The organism is Algorimicrobium echini (genome assembly GCF_900115185.1).
GTDB lineage: Bacteria > Bacteroidota > Bacteroidia > Flavobacteriales > Flavobacteriaceae > Algorimicrobium > Algorimicrobium echini.
In genome coordinates, this window is sequence record NZ_FOVN01000002.1 from 19,159 (window position 1) to 38,584 (window position 19,426).

16 protein-coding genes and 1 tRNA gene are annotated in these 19,426 nt (G+C 31.5%); 10 read left to right on the forward strand and 7 right to left on the reverse strand.

The features are described 5' to 3' along the window. The first annotated feature begins 160 nt into the window (after positions 1 to 160). From BM239_RS06215 to BM239_RS06255, 9 genes are all read left to right on the forward strand, one after another. Positions 161 to 1,780: a type I restriction-modification system subunit M gene (locus BM239_RS06215; RefSeq protein WP_092206815.1), complete on the forward strand. Its 1,620-nt coding sequence runs from the start codon at positions 161 to 163 to the stop codon at positions 1,778 to 1,780. Continuing rightward, positions 1,777 to 2,178 carry a GIY-YIG nuclease family protein gene (locus tag BM239_RS06220; RefSeq protein WP_092206816.1) on the forward strand — a complete coding sequence of 134 codons (402 nt, stop codon included), beginning with the start codon at positions 1,777 to 1,779 and terminating at the stop codon, positions 2,176 to 2,178. The genes BM239_RS06215 and BM239_RS06220 overlap by 4 nt, the downstream gene beginning before the upstream one ends. Next, positions 2,175 to 3,485 (forward strand): restriction endonuclease subunit S, encoded by a 1,311-nt coding sequence (locus BM239_RS06225; protein ID WP_092206817.1) that lies wholly within the window; start codon positions 2,175 to 2,177, stop codon positions 3,483 to 3,485. Before BM239_RS06220 ends, BM239_RS06225 begins: the two co-directional genes overlap by 4 nt. Before the next feature lie 3 nt (positions 3,486 to 3,488). Next, the gene (locus BM239_RS06230) at positions 3,489 to 5,900 is read left to right on the forward strand and encodes an McrB family protein (RefSeq protein WP_092206818.1); all 2,412 of its coding nucleotides are present in this window, start codon (positions 3,489 to 3,491) and stop codon (positions 5,898 to 5,900) included. Beyond that, positions 5,893 to 7,143 (forward strand): McrC family protein, encoded by a 1,251-nt coding sequence (locus BM239_RS06235; RefSeq protein ID WP_092206819.1) that lies wholly within the window; start codon positions 5,893 to 5,895, stop codon positions 7,141 to 7,143. Before BM239_RS06230 ends, BM239_RS06235 begins: the two co-directional genes overlap by 8 nt. A 238-nt stretch (positions 7,144 to 7,381) precedes the next feature. Beyond that, positions 7,382 to 7,597: a helix-turn-helix domain-containing protein gene (locus BM239_RS06240; RefSeq protein WP_092206820.1), complete on the forward strand. Its 216-nt coding sequence runs from the start codon at positions 7,382 to 7,384 to the stop codon at positions 7,595 to 7,597. Then, positions 7,597 to 7,923 (forward strand): HipA N-terminal domain-containing protein, encoded by a 327-nt coding sequence (locus tag BM239_RS06245; protein ID WP_092206821.1) that lies wholly within the window; start codon positions 7,597 to 7,599, stop codon positions 7,921 to 7,923. Before BM239_RS06240 ends, BM239_RS06245 begins: the two co-directional genes overlap by 1 nt. After that, a complete protein-coding gene (locus BM239_RS06250; RefSeq protein WP_092206822.1) occupies positions 7,923 to 8,909 on the forward strand; it encodes a type II toxin-antitoxin system HipA family toxin in 987 nt (328 codons plus the stop codon). Before BM239_RS06245 ends, BM239_RS06250 begins: the two co-directional genes overlap by 1 nt. Then, positions 8,906 to 12,115, forward strand: a complete 3,210-nt coding sequence (locus BM239_RS06255; RefSeq protein WP_092206823.1) for a type I restriction endonuclease subunit R — start codon at positions 8,906 to 8,908, stop codon at positions 12,113 to 12,115. Before BM239_RS06250 ends, BM239_RS06255 begins: the two co-directional genes overlap by 4 nt. A gap of 16 nt (positions 12,116 to 12,131) precedes the next feature. Here the strand turns inward: BM239_RS06255 and BM239_RS06260 are convergent, their stop codons facing one another. The 7 genes from BM239_RS06260 to BM239_RS06295 form a co-directional block, all read right to left on the reverse strand. After that, the gene (locus BM239_RS06260) at positions 12,132 to 12,431 is read right to left on the reverse strand and encodes a DUF6804 family protein (protein ID WP_092206824.1); all 300 of its coding nucleotides are present in this window, start codon (positions 12,429 to 12,431) and stop codon (positions 12,132 to 12,134) included. 13 nt (positions 12,432 to 12,444) lie between these two features. Continuing rightward, the gene (locus tag BM239_RS06265) at positions 12,445 to 13,368 is read right to left on the reverse strand and encodes an outer membrane protein assembly factor BamD (protein ID WP_092206825.1); all 924 of its coding nucleotides are present in this window, start codon (positions 13,366 to 13,368) and stop codon (positions 12,445 to 12,447) included. 451 nt (positions 13,369 to 13,819) lie between these two features. Next, positions 13,820 to 15,616, reverse strand: a complete 1,797-nt coding sequence (locus tag BM239_RS06275; RefSeq protein ID WP_092206827.1) for a DUF2304 domain-containing protein — start codon at positions 15,614 to 15,616, stop codon at positions 13,820 to 13,822. Next, on the reverse strand, positions 15,603 to 16,556 hold the full coding sequence (locus tag BM239_RS06280; protein ID WP_092206828.1) for a DUF4407 domain-containing protein: 954 nt from the start codon (positions 16,554 to 16,556) through the stop codon (positions 15,603 to 15,605). The genes BM239_RS06275 and BM239_RS06280 overlap by 14 nt, the downstream gene beginning before the upstream one ends. Then, the gene (locus BM239_RS06285; protein ID WP_092206829.1) at positions 16,557 to 17,825 is read right to left on the reverse strand and encodes a DUF4407 domain-containing protein; all 1,269 of its coding nucleotides are present in this window, start codon (positions 17,823 to 17,825) and stop codon (positions 16,557 to 16,559) included. Positions 17,826 to 17,941: 116 nt separating this feature from the next. Further along, positions 17,942 to 18,277, reverse strand: coding sequence for a hypothetical protein (locus BM239_RS06290; protein WP_143094897.1), 336 nt, complete (start codon positions 18,275 to 18,277; stop codon positions 17,942 to 17,944). Between the two features lie 509 nt (positions 18,278 to 18,786). Then, a tRNA-Met gene (locus BM239_RS06295) sits at positions 18,787 to 18,860 on the reverse strand. A 176-nt stretch (positions 18,861 to 19,036) separates the two neighbouring features. Here BM239_RS06295 and BM239_RS06300 point away from each other — a divergent pair. Then, entirely contained in the window at positions 19,037 to 19,423 is a 387-nt protein-coding gene (locus tag BM239_RS06300; protein WP_092206831.1) for an START-like domain-containing protein, read from the forward strand. The last annotated feature ends 3 nt before the right edge of the window (positions 19,424 to 19,426 follow it).

The following is a 19,426-nucleotide window of genomic DNA, read 5'->3' on the forward strand; positions in this document are numbered from 1 at the left end:
TGTAAGCAACTTACGGGAATCAGTAAGAAAAGATATCCCGGAATAATTAAATTGGATACATCACGAATTTCAACGTGTTATAATTGCTAGTAAAATGCAATCTTGATTAGCTTAAACTTAATATTAATACTATTTTTAAGCTTTTAATTGAAATACCAATATGACCCATCAAAATATAAAGCAACTTGAAACCGAACTTTGGGATGCAGCCGACGATTTAAGAGCCAATTCCAAACTAACCGCAGCCGAGTACAAAGACCCATTATTAGGTCTAGTATTACTGCGTTTTGCACAAAACAGATATGAAGACGCTAAAATAGAAGTGCATAACAACTTGCCAATAAACCCGCGTACCAAAGAAAAGCGAGAAGCACGTAAGGAAGATTACACAGCAGCAGGTGCTATTATGCTGCCTGAAAAAGCAAAATACGATTACTTAGCAGATTTACCTGAAGCCGAAAACATAGCAGAAGCCATTAACAATGCTATGAAGCTTATTGAAGCCGAATATCCAGATTTAGAAGGTATTCTTCCAAAAAGCTACCAAGAGTTTGATGATAAACTATTGCGTGATTTAGTACGCGTCTTTAATAAAGACGCTGTAAAACATGCCAAAGGCGATGTGTTTGGACGTATTTACGAGTTTTTCTTAATGAAATTCTCCATGCAAGGTGCTGGAGCGCAAGAAGGCGGTGAGTTTTTTACACCACCATCTTTGGTAAACCTTATTGTAAACTTTATACAACCCAATCATGGTATTGTACACGATCCAGCTTGTGGTTCTGGAGGTATGTTTGTACAAACGGCTCATTTTATAAAAGACCATGAAAACAAAAGCGTTAACGAAGCTATTACGGTTTATGGTACCGAGTTAAAAAGCAACAACACGCGTTTAGCTAAAATGAACCTAGCCATTCATGGTATTGAAGGGAAAATTATAGAAAGCAATAGCTTTTACACCAATCCGCATAACTTAACAGGAAAGTGCGATTTTGTCATGGCGAATCCACCATTTAATGTCGATAAAATTGATGCGAAGAATAAATTTCTAGCAGATGATGAGCGTTTACCATTTGGAGCACCACTTACAGGAAAAGGCACCATTAGCAACGGAAACTATTTATGGATGCAGTATTTCCATTCGTATTTAAACGCAACAGGACGCGCAGGTTTTGTTATGGCAAGTTCAGCAACCGATGCAGGAAATGCCGAAAAACTAATCCGCCAAAGACTCATAGAATCTGGCGATGTAGAATGTATTGTAGCCATTAGCAACAACTTTTTCTACACGCGTTCTCTTCCGTGCCATGTGTGGTTTTTTAACAAAGGAAAAACCAAAGAAAACAAAGACAAAATTTTAATGATTGATGCCAGAAACACCTTTAGAAAAGTGAGCACCACCATCAACGATTTTGATGATGACCAATTAGAAGGCCTAACCGCCATTATGAATTCTTTTAGAAATAATATGTCATTGTCCACCCAAGCGTCATTGCGAGGAGGTACAACGAAGCAATCTCACCAAGAGAACGATTGGCTAAACCAACACTTCCCAAAAGGAACATACCAAGACGTAGAAGGCCTATGCAAAATAGCCACACTAGAAGAAATTAAAGAACAAGATTACAGCCTAACACCAGGACGCTACGTAGGTGTAAAGATTGACATTGATATGGATTTTGACTACCAAACACGTATGGCAGAAATTCATACCGAATTAGCACAACTCAATACCGAAGCCAATAGTTTAATGGAACAAATACAGTCTGTGAAGTTATGAGGAAAGGTTGGATGTATATTTTAGAATGTAGTGATGGCTCTTATTATACAGGAAGCACTAATAATTTGGAGTTGAGAATACAACAACACCAAAATGGAGAAGGTGCAAACCATACAAAAAAACGATTACCTGTTAAATTACTTTATACAGAAGAATTTCAACGCGTTGACGACGCTTTTTATAGAGAAAAACAAGAGCAAGGCTGGTCTCGTAAAAAGAAAGAAGCATTAATAAATGGTGATTTTGGTAAGTTGGTTCAGTTGGCTAAAAATTATACGCAGTTTCCTGATGTTATGGTGGCTTCGACAAGCTCAGCCACCGAAGAAACGACAAGCTCAGCCACCAATAATCCGTTGCCTGAGCCTGTCGAAGGGAACTCTAAATCGGTGAAGTTATGAGGGAAGGTTGGAAAAAAGCTAAAATAGGAGATTATTGTAAAGTTTTATCTAGTAAAAGGGTTTTTGCAAATGATTATGTAAAAAAAGGCATTCCTTTCTATCGTTCAAAAGAAATTATACATAAAGCATTAAACCAGTTTACTGGAGATGAAATCTATATATCTGAAAAAAAATTTAATGATTTTAAGAGTAAATTTGGAGCACCAATTAAAGGTGATATTCTTTTATCTTCCGTAGGAAATAGATCAGGTATTGCCTATCTAGTTCGAGAAGATTATGATTTCTATTTTAAAGATGGAAATTTGATTTGGATGAAAGATTTTTCAAATGAATTATCATCAGAGTATTTAGAGTATTATTTGAGGTCAGAATTAGGACAAAAAACCATCGAATCCATGATGATTGGTGCGGCGCAAAAAGCATTAACAATTGATGGAGTTAAACGAATAAAAATCAATCTTCCACCACTAAAAACCCAGCGCAAAATAGCCTCCATGTTATCGGCTTATGATGATTTAATAGAAAACAACCTAAAACGCATAAAATTATTAGAAGAACAAGCACAACTCACCTACACAGAGTGGTTTGTACGCTTTAAATTTCCTGGTTATGAGAATACGGATTTTGATGAGGTAAGTGGGTTGCCTGTTGGATGGGAGAAAGTGAAATTGGTTGAATGTGCTAATTTAGTTATGGGACAAAGCCCTAAATCAGAATTCTATAATAATGAAGAAATTGGATTACCATTTCATCAAGGCGTAAAGGATTATGGTTTTAGATTTCCAATAAATTATTCATGGTCAACACAAGGCAATAGAATAGCAGAAGAAGATTCTATTTTGTTTAGTGTGCGTGCACCTGTTGGAAGACTTAATATTGCTATTGAAAAATTAATTATTGGGCGAGGATTGGCTTCTATAAATCATAAAAAAGGTTGGAATAGTTTTCTATTATATCAACTTCAAAATATCTTTTATGAAGATAACCTTATGGGAGGAGGAGCAATCTATAATTCTGTAACTAAAAAAGATGTTGAAAGAATTAAAATAATTCATGCTTCAGAAGAAATTAATATAAAATTTAATGATTTAGCTACTATTATAGATAAACAAATTAAAAACTTAACTATACAAAACCAACACTTAAAAGAAGCGCGTGATATATTGTTACCACGGTTAATGAGTGGGATGATAGATGTGGCTTCGGCAAGCTCAGCCACCTACAACCCGTTGCTTGAGCTTGTCGAAGGCAATGATAGTTTGGGTATGGTTGCGGAGGAAAGCGATATTTATAAAAAACTTAACTAATATATGGAACATAATAAGTTAGCTATAGGGCTTTTAAAATTTCTTGAAAATTTAAAAATTGATTCTAGCATAGGGAATTGGAATTATTTAGGTAAAACTACTGATGCATTCGGGACACCTGGTGGTTCTTGGCAAGGTGAAGACGGGTTTAAATTTCAAAATAATAAAAAAACTAAAGAATATATATTAAGAAGTATTCCTAGTAATAAAAGCATATTGGTTATTGAAAGTTATCAAATTCCTGGTCAGTTATACAATATGCAATTAACGAATATACAAGTCTATAAAAACGATAGTGATTTTGGACAACTTTTTGAATCTTACAATTTAACTGCAGGATTAGGAAGAGTTAAGAAAGTTGTTGTTAAAGAGATGTTTGATAGATTAGGTTTTACGGATAACTTAATTTTTAAAATAAACAATTTAAATCCAGATTGGAAAGAACTAACTAAATCTATATTGGATTGGGCACCAATTCGTGAAGAAGTTAAAAATAAAATTAAAGAAGAAATAAACAATGAGAATATGACTAGTCCAAATATAAAAACAATTGACTTAAATGGGGCTGGACTTTATAAAATATCACATGGCTCTTTTAAAGCAAACAAAAACAAACATGTTATAGAATCTTTAAAGCAAAATAATTGGATTACTATTCATGAAAGCACTGGAAAAGGACGTGGCGATAAATTTAAAAACAATTTAAAAAATGGAGATTATGTTTATATAACTTTAGGAGGAGATGAGTTAATTGGTATTGCCAAAATCATATCAAATAAATGTGAATATATTCCAAAGGAAATTATTAATAATGAAGAGGGTTGGTTGTTTAGAGAGATAGAAATGATACAAGAGCCAATTAAAAAAGGTGCTATTCAACTAGATGATACCAGAGCTATCTACCCGAGTGGCAATACTTCATTTTTTAAAGTTAAAAGTAAAGATTTGAATGAAGCTAATCAACTTCTATTTGTGCCTTATTTTAATGTAGAATTTATTGATGGAAGAAATACAACACCAACAACTTCATACACAAATACAAAATATATGGATTCACCTTTAAATCAAATTCTTTTTGGACCACCAGGAACTGGAAAAACATATCATACAATAAATAAAGCACTTTCAATTGTTGAGGATGTTATTGACACGGATTTAAAAAAAGAAACGAGATTTGATTTAACAACTAGGTTTGATGATCTTTTAATTAATGATTGGGAAAACCCATCTGGACAAATAGCTTTTGTAACTTTTCATCAAAGTATGACTTACGAAGATTTTATAGAAGGTATAAAACCAGTAGTAACTTCAAAGAACAAAGTAATCTATGAAACGCTTCCAGGTATCTTTAAAAACATGTGCACATTAGCCAAAGAAAATTGGTTAAATGCCAATTCTGCAGAGGAGGATGAATTGTCATTTGATGATGCTTTTAATAGTTTAAAAGAAAATTGGGAAGAGGATAAAGATATGAAATTCCCAATGAAAACAGAAGGAAAGGAATATACTATTATTGGATTTACTAAATCTTCGATTCAGTTTAAAAAAGCAAGTGGTAGTATAGATCATACATTAAGTATTTCTACATTAAGAGATTATTTTTATGATAGAAGAAAAGTGAGAACAACAGGAGTTGGTATTTATTATCCAGCAATACTGAAAAAGCTAAAATCTTTTCAACCAACAGAGTTTGAGGTAAAAGAAGAGAAAAAATATGTTTTAGTTATAGATGAAATCAATCGTGGTAATGTATCTCAAATATTTGGAGAATTAATTACACTTATAGAAGAGGATAAGCGCTTAGGTAACGACGAATCTCTAGAAGTAACACTTCCGTATAGCAAAGAATCTTTTGGTGTGCCACCAAACCTTTATATTATTGGCACTATGAATACAGCAGACAGAAGTGTTGAAGCATTAGATACTGCATTAAGAAGACGCTTTAGTTTTGAAGAAATGCCACCAGATTACAGTCTTAGTCAATTAGATTACACAATTTATAATTACAACGCTTCTAGACTTCTTAAAACAATCAATAATCGTATTGAAAAACTATTGGATAAAGATCATACTATTGGTCATTCTTATTTTATTGTAGAAGATGGAAAAAATGAAGTAGAAGAGATATTAAAAGCATTTTACAAAAATATCATTCCATTATTACAAGAATACTTCTTTGGAGATTTTGGAAAAATAGGATTAGTTCTAGGTAAAGGTTTTGTAAATAAAAAAGAATGGAATAAAAACACTGAAGCTTTTGCAGATTTTGATCACGAAAGTAGTAGTGATTTTGAAGAAAGAGATATTTATGAGATTATAGATTACAGAAATAGTAATCACAATTATAAAATTGGTGATGTTGAGATGTCTTTTGATAAAGCCATTCAACTCTTAATGAAAGGTTCTATTGCATAAAACACATAAACATATTGTCGTTTTTGAACATGAAGTTCTAAGTTTGGATAAAGGTGAAAAACGAATTTCGGAAGACCAATTTAAAGCCTTACAGCATTATTATGGTTCTGGAATTCCTTTTTTTAAACTAATTCATAAAGGTGTTCAGTTTAACGAATATGTTGGTGTTATTCAAATAGGTAAAACACTTATTGAGGTTTTACCAAAAGCTGATAAAAATTCAAATTCTAAAGTAGAAGAAAATAAATGGCGTGATATTTTAATAGGTATGATGCGCGCGGTTGGTGGTTTTAATATTAAATCAACAAGTTCAAGTCATTTAAAAATAAAACCTAATACAATACTGGATTTGTATTTTGAACTATTTATCAAAGAAGTTGAATATTTATTGCATTCTGGTTTAGTTAAAAAATACAGAAAAAAAGAAGGTAATGTGTCTGCATTAAAAGGTAGTTTGCAGTATAGTAAACACATTCAACATAATATAACCCATCAAGAGCGATTTTATGTTCGTCATACAACTTATGATGTAGAGCATCAATTGCATTTTATTCTTTACAAAGCTATTCAACTCATAAAACAAATAAATACTAATGCTTTATTAAAAAGCAGAATTGGTTCTTTATTATTGAATTTTCCTGAAATGCCAGATATTAAAGTGAACGAATCTACTTTTAATGATTTGGTTTTTAATAGGAAAACTGAACGTTATAAAAAAGGAATAGAAATAGCTAAACTTTTGCTTTTACAGTATCATCCAGACATAAGTAAAGGTAGAAATAATGTGTTGGCTTTAATGTTTGATATGAATTTATTATGGGAGAAATTCATATTTAAAAGTTTACGAAAACATAAAAAAAATCAGTCACGAATAACTGCTCAAACAACTAAATACTTTTGGAAACCAGAAAAAGGAAATCGTTCTAGAATGAAACCAGATATTTGGATAGAAAATGGAGGAGAAAGTATTATTTTAGATACAAAATGGAAGAATTTGAATGGATATAATCCTTCACCTGATGATTTAAGACAAATGTATGTTTATCATGAATATTATCAAACTAAAAAAGTAGCTTTGGTATATCCTGGAATTAAAAATGAAAAACGAAATGGATTGTTTTTGCATCCAGTTTCTAGTAATCCATTAGATAAAGAATGTAGTGTCATTACTATTGAAGTAGAAAACAATATAAAGAAATGGCAAGAAAGGATAAGTGAGCAATTTAATGATTGGCTTAATTAATTTTAATTAAAACTATGAGCTAGGAATATTCCGAAGACGGTTTAATAGATTACATAACCCAAGATGTATTATAAGCGTTAGATAGATATCAATTTCATTATATATAGTGCATTAAAACGCACTATATATGTAATTTAATCGTAATAAATCATAAAATCACCCTAATAGTGCTTTAAAATACACTTATTTTATTATTATTCAATAAAATTGTATATATTTACATAAAAAGAGCCATATAATGCACTATGAAACATTAATAGAAACGGTAAAAGCACGTAGAGAGATGCTTAATGTTACCCAAGAACTATTGGCAGATCTTTCGGGTGTTGGGTTACGTACACTAAAGCAATTTGAAAGTGGTAAAGGTAATCCAACCCTAGAAACCCTAAGTAAACTAGGCAATGCATTAGGTATGGAATTAACTTTTGCTGTTAAAGATGTAACTGCTAAATAATGAGACAAGCTCAAGTAATCTACAAAAAAGAAGCTGCAGGTTTATTAACGCAGTTAGACGATGGTAGTTTCGTGTTTACCTATAATGACCAATGGTTTCATGATACTAATAAACCAGCCATTAGTTTAACCTTACCTAAAATACAACAAGAATATAAATCCACCTATTTATTTCCTTTTTTTTATAATATGTTACCAGAAGGTTCTAATAAGCAAACGGTTTGTTTTGAGAATCGTATAGATACCAAAGACCATTTTGGGATCTTAATAACTACGGCGAGATATGATACTATTGGAGCTATTCAAATTAAAAAACTAGACATTTAATGGCTGTACCAAAACTCAATTATTGTCCAGGAACGCTTAAAGAAGGTCATAGCAGCTATAGTAACACAGCCTTAAAACGCGTGTTTCAAGGAAAAAAAGTAAGTCCAATATTACCGTATGATTCACCAGCAAGTAATGAAGATACCAATGTTTTGTTTACAGAAAATAGAAAACGCATGTCTATTTCTGGTGTGCAAGAAAAATTTTCGGTCTTATTAGAAAAAAATAAAATACGCTTAATAGAAGAAGGTGAACAAGGGCAATACATTTTAAAACCAATCCCAAATGTTGGTAAAAATGCCAGCCAAATGCCAGCAAACGAACAGGTAACCATGCAAATTGCACGACAGGTATTTGCTATGGAAACCGCAGAAAATGCGCTTATATTTTTTAAAAACGGTGATCCAGCCTATATTACCAAACGTTTTGATGTTAAAGATGATGGTGCTAAATGGGCTCAAGAAGATTTTGCTTCGTTAGCTGGTAGAACACCACAAACACATGGTGAAGATTTTAAGTATGTAGGCAATTATTTGGAACTTTTCCCGATATTAAAAAAGTACACACCTGCTTATACTGTAGAATCCATCAAATTGTTTAAGCTCATTCTTTTTAATTATCTGTTTTCTAATGGTGATGCACATTATAAAAACTTTTCATTAATAGAAACACCTTTAGGAGATTTTAAATTAAGTCCTGCTTACGATTTGTTAAATAGTAGATTACATATAGACGATAAAGATTTTGCATTAGATGATGGTTTATTGCCACCAAATTTAGCACAAGGAAAAGATAATGAACAGTTCCATGTTTTAGCTGAACATGCTGGAATTTCAAAAAAACAAGCAGAAAAAGTAATTAAAGAGCTAACCTCTAAGCAAGACGCTGTGTTAACACTTATTAACGCTTCGTTTTTAGATGACAAATCAAAACGAAATTATACACAAGCCTATCAAACCCGTTTAAAAAAATTAGTAAGATTATGAGCTACGAATATTCCGAAGACGGTTTAATAGAATTGGCAACCCAAGAGGTTTTAGAAGAATTGGGTTGGGCAGTTGTTAGTGCTTGGCATAACGAATCTTTTGGAGACCTTGGGTTGTTAGGTAGGGAAGATAAAAGCGAGGTGGTATTAACACGTTACTTATTACAATCGCTTAAAAAAATAAATCCTAATCATCCAGAATTAGCCTATCAGCAAGCTATAGATAGAATTACTCAAAACGTAGCAGACCAAACATTAGGCAGCATCAATAAAGAAAAAAGTGACTTACTTAAAAATGGGGTTCCTGTTAGTTATACCAATGAAGAAGGCGAGCTTATAAAAACCAAGCTCACCGTTTTTAATTTTAATAATTATCAAGACAATCACTTTTTGGCAGTACGCCAATTAGAAGTTTTAGGAGAGCTCTATTTAAGACGACCAGATATTATTGGGTTTGTAAATGGTATTCCGCTTGTGTTTTTTGAATTAAAAGCCCATCATCAAGATTTACGTCATGCCTATTCAGATAATTTAAAGGATTATAAAGACACCATTCCACAGGTATTTCATAACAATGCATTTGTTATTTTAAGTAATGGTATGGATGCCAAAGTTGGAACCATTACCAGCCCATACAAGTATTTTCTAGACTGGAAACGTATTGAAGAAGCTGAAGAGGGCGAAGTCAGTTTAGATACCATGCTTCGAGGTACTTGTGACAAAAAGCGCTTGATGGATATTTTTGAGAACTTCTTATTATTTGACGATTCTCATGGCGATGTGGTGAAATTAATGGCTAAAAACCACCAATATATTGGTGTGAACAAAGTCATTGGAAATGTAAACAACATTGAAGATTTAGAAGGGAAGTTGGGTGTGTTTTGGCATACGCAAGGTTCTGGAAAATCATATTCCATGGTGTTTTTATGTGAAAAGATTCATCGCAAATTAGGTGGTTCATACACGTTTTTAATTGCTGTAGATAGAACGGAATTGGAAAATCAGTTATATGATACCTTTTCTGGTGTTGGTGTGGTTAATGATAAAAATGTGATTGCTGGAAAGAAAAAAGGCATGACAGGACGTGAGCATTTACGGGAGTTATTATCTGAAAATCACCGCTATGTCTTTACCTTGATTCATAAATTCTCTATAGACCCGAAATTAGAAAGTGAATATCCTTTAATTACGGATCGTAAAAATGTGATCGTTATTAGTGATGAAGCGCATAGAACCCAATCAGGAACTTACGCGCGAAATATGCGTTTTCATGGTTTGCCAAATGCGTCTTATTTAGGATTTACGGGAACGCCCATTATTAAAGAAGAGGAGGAGTTAACTAAAAATATTTTTGGTGAATATGTGTCGGTTTACGATTTTAAACGTGCTATTGAAGATGAAGCCACTTTGCCGTTACGTTATTTAAATCGTGGTGAAAAGCTGGACATTACAAATCCCGAATTGGATGAAAAAATGGCTGATGTTTTCGAAAATGAAGATTTAGACGATGACCAAAAAAAGAAATTAGAATATCTGTTTAGTCGTGATTATCCGGTTCTAACAGCAGAAGCACGATTAGATGCTATTGCGAAAGATTTAGTTTGGCATTTTAACGAACGTGGATATCAAGGTAAAGCTATGTATGTGGCTCTGGATAAACCAACGGCTATAAGAATGTATCAGCTTATTATGAAATATTGGCCTGACTATTTAAAAGAACTGGAAACGCGTATTAAAAACGCTGAAGACCAACAAGAAGCGCAAGAGTTAAGACGTAAATATAACAAGGTTAAGGAAACCGAAGTTTGTGTGGTGGTAAGTAGTGAGCAAAATGAAGTAGATAAATTCAAAAAAATGAATTTAGATATTGAGGTGCATCGCCGAAAAATAGTGGAACGGAATTTAGAAAAGGAATTTAAAGATGAAGAAAATCCGTTTCGGTTAGCCATTGTTTGCGCTATGTGGATAACTGGCTTTGATGCACCTTGTGTTTCTACCGTATATCTTGATAAACCAATAAAAGGGCATACATTAATGCAAACCATAGCAAGAGCCAACCGTGTGTATGATGATGAAAAGGAAAATGGTTTAATTGTAGATTATGGGAATGTTTATAAACAATTGGAACAGGCCTATTCTATTTATGGCGAAGGTGGTAAATCTGGAGGTAAAGGAAAGCCAACAGGAAGTCCTGTAGAGCCTATAGAAAATGTTGAGGTAGAATTGAAACAAGCTATTAAAGATGTCAAAGCTTATGTAAAGGAATTGAATTTTTCACTTCAAGAATTGAAAGACGCAAAGCCCATGTCCAAAATAGCTAAAATTAAAGATGCTGTGGATTGTGTGTGTTTAAATGAAACCACCAGAACCACATTTGAAATGATGGCTCGTAATGTGTTTAGAAAATATAAAGCGTTGTTTCCATCGGATACCTTAAAGAAACACGTGTCAGATTTTAATGCTATTGAAGCCATTTACACGACATTGAATCAGAATGTCAAGGCTGCTGATGTCACACAAATTATCATGGACTTACAAGCTATTGTAAGTGATAGTATAGTTATTCAAGATCCAGGCGTTCAAGAACCACTGGATGATGTTTATGTCGATTTATCTTCATTAGATTTTGATAAGCTACGTGCAGCTTTTGCAAAAACACCACGCAAAAACACCTTGGTTTTTAATTTACAAAATGCCATTGAACAGCGTTTGGAACAGATGTTAAAGGAAAATCCGCTACGTATTGAATTTTACGACCGTTACAAAGAAATCATAGATATTTACAATAATGGGAAAAACTTGGAGGACACCATAAATGCTTTTAATAATCTAAATACTTTTATTCAAGATTTATCTTTTGAAGAACAACGTGTGGTACGGGAGGAACTAAACGACCAAGAAACACTTGCGATATTCGATTTGCTAAAAGAAGGTAAAGAATTGTCCACTAAAGAACTAAAAGCTGTTAAGAAAGTAGCCACAAAAACCTTGGAAACCTTAAAGTCAGAAAAACTAAAAATTGATAATTGGCGAGAAAGCAGACAGATAAAAGCACAAGTTAAAAGTGCTATTTATGATAATCTATTATACTTACCACAAGACTTTTATTCGGACGAAGAAGTAGGCATCAAAACAGCCAATGTGTACCAACATATTTATTCCAGTTATTATGGTGGTGGGAAGAGTGTTTATGCCCAAGCTGTTTAATAGATGCGATCTGGTTTTATATTTGTTTTTTTGTTCTGTCAATGAACAAACTTATAATAAGCCAAAAACCAACAAGGACATCCACAATGTTCCAAATTTCTCTACCAAGTGCTATTTTAAAAAACGGTTGAAAGAGTAGTGCAAGTGCACCGTAAATAATCATTTCTGTATTCTTGTTTTCTCCATTTGCTTGGTATGCCATGATTCCAAAGCCGATTAATGATATAAAACGTACAAATTGATAAAACCCATATGGCATATCCAATAAGCATAAAAACAGCAAAATGGCTAAAACGATTTTAAGTACTCTATTCATAAATTAATTTAATTTAATATGTCAAAGTTGAAATGTAATAGCTACTTGAATATTCACCATACAGGCTTTCTGTTCCTGCAAAATTCCTAACATTGGATGCACTTACAGAAGCAGCAACTTTATAAACGCCACTTTTTAAATGTATTGTCTTTGTTTGATTTGGAGGAATACTTATTTTTTTAATATCTGGGCCACTATAACGTAAAGTTAATGTGTACTTTGTGTCATTTTTTATATCCATTACCGATTGGCTATTATTTCTAGAGCCTAGTAGTTCAGAAGCAGGAATCTCTCCGTATTCGCCATCGAATATTTCAGTGACTTCGAGAGCAATAATTATTTTTTCAATGTCATTTTTCTTTGGATGATCTGGATAATCCTCCAAGAATTTTTTCCATTGATTAGATGATTCGCTTTCAATAGCTGAAGCATAGGCTTCCTGTTTTTCTTTTTCTTTTAACTCGGAAATTTTATTGTTAGCTAAAGTATTATGTTCTTTAACCTTATTTTGATTTACGTAATCTTCTAATTCATTAATGTCTTCAGCATTTTTAATAAGCTCTTCTATTTTAATGCTTGCGGCAATTGATATTTCAGGATTTATATTATTTTCAATTAAAATGAGTATAGTTTTAATGTTTGTTGCTTCATTAATTTTAATTATGATAAGTCTTATTTTAGAAGTTTCTAATAATTTTTGTGCCTCAAGAGTCTCGTCGTAAGTAGCGTAACGACTAATTAAATCTTCTAAATTTAAAATCGCATTTTCATAGTCTTCTTTTTCATAAAACGTTCGCGAAAGTGATAGTAACTTCTTAACCGAGTCATACTCTTTTTTTTGAAATTCTTCTATGTTGTATTCAGGTAATTTATTGTCTCTTTTACAACTTGTAAGAGAACATAATATAACGGCAATACTAATAAATATTAAACGCATCTGTGCTTGTTATTAGATTATAAAACTCGTTGGTTAACACAATTAATAGTGTGGATATTACTAGCCATAAAATGGCTTGTATAAGAACATTATTTGCTTTTATAAAAAAGGTTATTAATAGCTTACTTAAGATATATGAGATTAAAAGTAAAATTACGTTTAAAACGAAAACAATCGAACAAACACTAAACACATAAAATAGACTTTCTTTATTGTTAATTTGATATGAGATAAAGTTAACAAGTGGTTTTATTAAAATAAATAATGAAATGAAAATTGATAAATTACCAGCCAGAAGAAAAGGTAATTTGTCCTTAATTTCGTTTTCCTTTAAAGCAAAGGTTTTAAATCCTTTATAAATAATAACTCTATTTAAAAGGATTAATGATACCAGATAAAAAAATAGTATAAATACTAGCATGACTGAAAATTCTGATGTTTCCATAGTTTGTTATTTTAAATTTAATGTCCAATAATTAGTGTTTCGTATTGGCTTTGAAATTCTACCCATTTCAAATCCTGTGTTTGTTGTTTCCCATAAATAATAGCGTTTTCCATTAGATACTTTATATGTTAATCCTGCAATATTTTTGGTTATATGAATCCCTAAAAGTGAATGTTTGTAATAATCACTTCCAAAAATTGCAACATCATAATTATAGTGTTTTAAGAGCGAATAAAGTAAAAGTGTCCTTGAGTCACAATCTGCCTTTAAGTCTTTTAAAAATTCAGCAGGCGATTTTATACCGTACTTTATATATCCCTGACAAGGATTATTTTGAAGTAACTCTCGAATAGACTGATCCTGATAATCGTAAGGGTTACAAGAATCATCTAATATCGCATAATAAGGAATGCTTTGTATCATTGATACGATAACATCTGGAAATTTCTCATACGAAATGGTGTTTTTAGCTTTTATAGAATCTAATGATTGATAGATAAAATATAAGGATTCTTCTGATTCGGTATGCAATGTATTTAGTAAGCTATTATAATCTTGTTCAGTTCTTAAGTATGGGAAAGACTGTTTAACATTATTCTCATAAGTAACATAATCGCTATTTACTTTTAAGTAAGTGCTGTAATTATTCTCGTCAAAATCTTTCCATTCAACTAAATGAATATAATCTATCGATGTATTTTCTTTTACTTTTTCTATTGTTTTAGGAACTTCTGTTGGGTTTGGTGGTGTAAAATTATTACTTGAATTTGATGATGTAATAGTTGTTAAATTATATATGGATAGAATAATAATTCCTAGAAAAAGTAAATTAAAGAGATAACCTAAAATATTAAAACGCCCCAAAACTTGAAACAATTTTGGGAGTAACCATAATGCAACAAAAAAACCAATAATCCATAGACTATACCAACCAAAAGCTGAAATTAATGCAACCAATATGCCTATGAGAATTGCTGCATAAATGAGATACCCAATAATTTGGAATATTACACCTATACCCTCAAATAGCGACTCTAAACATCCAACGTTTTCTGTTTCTGGAGTGTTGTTTCCTAATCGTGCATTGGAACCGTAAGCTTGTTTTACACTTTCTATTATCGAGCCTAACTTGGTTGTATGCTGTGCTTGAAATTCGGTAAAAACAGCTTCAAAACGTGTGTCTTTTTCAACTACAAAATGGACTTCTTCAGTATCAAATTCACTAAAATCTTCTTTCCATTTAATAAATGAAGCGTTTTTATTTGGTTTGGCTTTTATTTTAATTTTTTCCCCAATAGCATAATATTCTTTTTTAGGATTAATTTCTATGGTGCCATCACCTATAACATTTGGAAATAATTCATAAAATGTTACCTTTTCAACTTCTTCTCGTTTATTCTTTTTAAGACCATAAACTGTTACATTTAGAGTAGAAAATATTTTTCCTTGATCTTTTATCGTGTTAAACCTATCAATTTTAAGCTCGCCATTTTCTGTAACAAAATTATCGTCGCAAATAATCTTATCGTAATTTGCGTTAAAGGCTAATTGTTTATCATTATCGGTTACATAGGTTGGAATAGTATAAGGTAATTGCAGCGCAAAAACCCGATCTCTATTTATACCAAAAGGGATATTTGGTGCAATATGTTTTTTTGTAACATAAAGTTTAGTAGATAGTATATTTTCTATTGAAAATTTCTCATTCTTTTCAGATAATCTAGTCCCAGAAAATTTAAGTTCTAAATTCCCTTCTACATAATTGTAGTCTTCATAAACGATTACGGTTTCAATTATTTTCATTGAGCAACCATTTAGAGAATTCTGAATCGTTTTGTAATTCTAATCCTTTAATTTTTATTGTATTAAAAGGAGGGTCTTGGTATTTAGTTTTCCAAGATAAATTTAAAGTTTCATATTTTTTTCTTAATATTTGATTGTATTCTTCAACAAAATTTTGATGATGTTTTAATATAAGTTCACTTTGAATTCTTTTTTTATTTTTATAATAATTGGAACTTAATGCTATTCGAGATTTAATTAGTACTGGAGAAATGAAAATGAGGATAAAAACACCCGAGAAAATCCATATGAACCAAGTAGCTTTACTCGTATCCATTAATATCATTTTTTTAATAAAAAAATTTCTTGAGTATTGATATTCAACGTAGTTTTTTAATCTTTCGTTCTTCTCGTTTTGAAATCTACTAACTTCATCACTTAAAATATTTTCAGATAGGTTTAGATCTTGTCTTTCTTTTAATTTATATACATATTCATTATTTAACTTTAGGTTTCTCTGTTCTATTTCTTTTACAATATTTTCATTTAAAAGAAAATCTACCTTATTAGAAAACATACTATATTCTATAGGCTGTGACACAATAACACCAAGAAAGACTAAAAAACCAATACGAATTATGTAAGAGCCAATTTTTCCAGTTATACTAGTGTCTTTAGTAGGTAAAACATTTTTTGTAAGTGTATGTAGAATAAACAAATAGAGAAATAGAATTACAAAGGCAAAATAGATACCTATTAGTAATCCGAAATAGTACGATTCTAATAATTCGTAAACTCCATAAGTAAAGCTTATACCTGTAATTAATAAAACAAACAGAACGAAAAGCCCAATGATACTGAATTTAACCCTAGTTTCTTTACGGCATTCAGATAGTATATATGGATCCTCACCAGCAAACCACCAAAGAAATTTATTATGTTCTAGAAATTTTAATTTCATTTAGGAATACTTAATAAAATCCTCTGGTTTTTCGTCTATTTTCTTCTTCTCGGCGGCTTCAAATTTTTCGATTGCGTATTTAGTTATTCTAATTTGGGCATCGTGAAATTCTTTTTTCTCCTGAATTTCTTTTTCTGCATTTAAAAACCGTACTAATTCTCTTTGCACACCTTGTTTATCTTCATAATAATCTTCTTCAATATAAATGCCACTATGTGCTAATTCTAATGCTTTGTAGTTGCTTGACATATAATCGTAAGGAGATTTAATAAGCATTAGTTTAAAGAATATTGGGGTAAGTTCTATAGCTAAAAATAAAAGCATCAAGAAAATGGAAACGGTTGGATACTCCTCTTCGGCTATTGTTATTCTTTCTGCTAATCCATCTAACCCAGATAAACCAACGCTAATATTATCTATCTCTTTGTTTTTTGCTTCTACATAACCTTTAATTTCTATATTCAAATCAGCAATTAGAGGATCTAATCTTAATCGCCTATTGTCTCTATCTAGTTTTCTATCTTGCATTATAGCTTTTAATTGTCTTGCTTCTGGTCCAAATCCAGGCGCAGTTGGGTCGACCATTTCAGCGTTAAAATTAATTTCTGAATTCGTGTAGGCTTCTTCAGCCTTATCAATTTCTCGTTGATATTTAGCAATGGCAGCATTTTTTTCAGAAATTCTAGAAACATACTTTTCTTCAATCGTTTTTACTGCATCCTCTTTCAATCTTTCTTGTTTTACCTGTAGTTTGGCATCTATTTCACCTTTTAAAATTCTAATTTCTAATGGTTTTGAAATAGAAATAGCAATAATACAGCCCATAATAATTCTAGGTAAAGCACTTTTTAATTCTCCCCAAGTAATTGCTTCACTACCATCGCCAGTTCCTGTACTGGTAACAATAAAACGGTCTATATTATAAATAATTAAACCCCAAACAAGACCGAAAACCAAAGCTATTAGTGTTGTTTGGATATCTGTGTTTTCTGTAAATCCAACAAGATTATTGATGCCTTCAGTACCACCAGTTTTTTCCCAAAGTTCAGAAACATCTGAAGCTTTTGGCTTAAAAATGGTATAAAAAGCATAGCCTCCAGATAAACCAGCCATTATGGCTGTTGCAACTACAATCCCTCCTAGGCAGAAGTATTTAATTTGGTCGCTATAAGTTGCTTGCTTTAAAATAAATTGATCTCCACCTGCTGCTTTCCAAAACAGCTTCATAATCCAAGATGGTTTAGGGGTTTGGTACGTTTGATTGCTCATTAATGGTTAATAATATTAGTTGCGTTATAGTTTTGATTTATTAATCTGGAATCTAATTTTAGTCGTTTAGTAATATTTTTTGAAAATGGCTTCTCTAACTTTTTTGAGTAAAGAAGCTATTTCTGAATAATTAAAGAGGATAGGTTGAATCTTTTATGTGAAATTGTGTTAATTGCTCGTATAGAATTCAATACAATACGGCTTTCAAAATCAGGTAAATTAACATCTATTGGTTTTGCTTCAACCTCAAGAAAATGAGTTTGATTATTAAAGAGGCCAACAAGTTTTAGTTTTACAGAATTAGATTCTTTAAACGGTGATACTAAATATGTGTTTTGTTTTGGAACTAAAACATCATTAATATAGATTTTTTTACAGTTTTTATAAATCAGTGTTAAGTGGTATAATTGTTTGTTGTTACTATCAAAATCACAAATGTGTGATTTAATCAAATTGCATTTCAATTTATTTATGATAGTTTTTAGCATTTTTATTTCGTCGAATCCCTATTTAACTCATGTTTTTTTTAATTTATCAATAAATTGCAGTTTGTTATTTCCTACTAATTTTAAATCTCTAAAATAGAAACTAAAATAGAAACTAAAATCAATCTAAAAAATACGTAGAACTACGTAATTTTTAACTCGTTGTTACATAATGATAAATATAAAGAAGCTATTTTTATAATAATTACGGTTACCCGTAAAGCGGTAAAAAAGAATAAAAAACTTTACCAGTAATAGTATCAAAATAAGGTTTAGCACCTTGAATGTTAAGAGGTGTTATTTTTAATGGCATGTTACCGTTTTAATTACACTTGGATATTGGTATTATCTCTTTTGGTTTCTGGTCTGTTTTGTTGTTCCTAAAATTAGTGTTGTAGGTTTTTTTATGCCTTCTATGTTTGACACTTAGAGGCATAAAAAAAGTCCTGTACTTCCGTACAAGACTTTTACTGATGTAGCGAGACCGAGATTTGAACTCGGGACCTCTGGGTTATGAATCCAACGCTCTAACCAACTGAGCTACCTCGCCATATTCCTGTTGTAACAGGAGTCTCTTAATTCAAAGCGGTTCATACCGCTTTTTAAGGCTGCAAATATAACAACTAATTTATTCCGTGCAAATAAAAAACAACATAAAATATTTATAAAAAATAGTTTTAATTCTCATAATTTAATGTATATATTGAGCGCATAAATTATTCAACTATGGACGAGAAAGTAAAATTTGAAATGGAGTTTCCTATACAGGCGTCACCGCAATTATTATATCAATATATATCAACGCCTTCAGGCCTTTCGGAATGGTTTGCAGAAAATGTAAATTCCCGTGGCGAACTATTCAAATTTATTTGGGATGGCAGTGAAGAACAAGCACATTTAATTAGTAAAAAAAGTGGCGAACGTATTAAATTTCGTTGGGCTTCCGATGAAGGGGAACCGTATTATTTTGAAATACGTATTCAAGTGGATGAAATTACCAAAGATGTGTCTATTATGATTGTCGATTTTGCTGAAGAAGATGAAGTGGATGAAGCTAAAATGCTTTGGGAAAATCAAATTTCAGATTTAAAACAAGTATTGGGTTCAGCTTAAGGT

Excerpts from the sequence above, each read along its gene's own strand:
- BM239_RS06215 (WP_092206815.1), top strand. The coding sequence starts at position 161 with ATGACCCATCAAAATATAAAGCAACTTGAAACCGAACTTTGGGATGCA.
- BM239_RS06220 (WP_092206816.1), top strand. The coding sequence starts at position 1,777 with ATGAGGAAAGGTTGGATGTATATTTTAGAATGTAGTGATGGCTCTTAT.
- BM239_RS06225 (WP_092206817.1), top strand. The coding sequence starts at position 2,175 with ATGAGGGAAGGTTGGAAAAAAGCTAAAATAGGAGATTATTGTAAAGTT.
- BM239_RS06230 (WP_092206818.1), top strand. The coding sequence starts at position 3,489 with ATGGAACATAATAAGTTAGCTATAGGGCTTTTAAAATTTCTTGAAAAT.
- BM239_RS06240 (WP_092206820.1), top strand. The coding sequence starts at position 7,382 with ATGCACTATGAAACATTAATAGAAACGGTAAAAGCACGTAGAGAGATG.
- BM239_RS06245 (WP_092206821.1), top strand. The coding sequence starts at position 7,597 with ATGAGACAAGCTCAAGTAATCTACAAAAAAGAAGCTGCAGGTTTATTA.
- BM239_RS06250 (WP_092206822.1), top strand. The coding sequence starts at position 7,923 with ATGGCTGTACCAAAACTCAATTATTGTCCAGGAACGCTTAAAGAAGGT.
- BM239_RS06255 (WP_092206823.1), top strand. The coding sequence starts at position 8,906 with ATGAGCTACGAATATTCCGAAGACGGTTTAATAGAATTGGCAACCCAA.
- BM239_RS06260 (WP_092206824.1), bottom strand. The coding sequence starts at position 12,431 with ATGAATAGAGTACTTAAAATCGTTTTAGCCATTTTGCTGTTTTTATGC.
- BM239_RS06265 (WP_092206825.1), bottom strand. The coding sequence starts at position 13,368 with ATGCGTTTAATATTTATTAGTATTGCCGTTATATTATGTTCTCTTACA.
- BM239_RS06275 (WP_092206827.1), bottom strand. The coding sequence starts at position 15,616 with ATGAAAATAATTGAAACCGTAATCGTTTATGAAGACTACAATTATGTA.
- BM239_RS06280 (WP_092206828.1), bottom strand. The coding sequence starts at position 16,556 with ATGAAATTAAAATTTCTAGAACATAATAAATTTCTTTGGTGGTTTGCT.
- BM239_RS06285 (WP_092206829.1), bottom strand. The coding sequence starts at position 17,825 with ATGAGCAATCAAACGTACCAAACCCCTAAACCATCTTGGATTATGAAG.
- BM239_RS06300 (WP_092206831.1), top strand. The coding sequence starts at position 19,037 with ATGGACGAGAAAGTAAAATTTGAAATGGAGTTTCCTATACAGGCGTCA.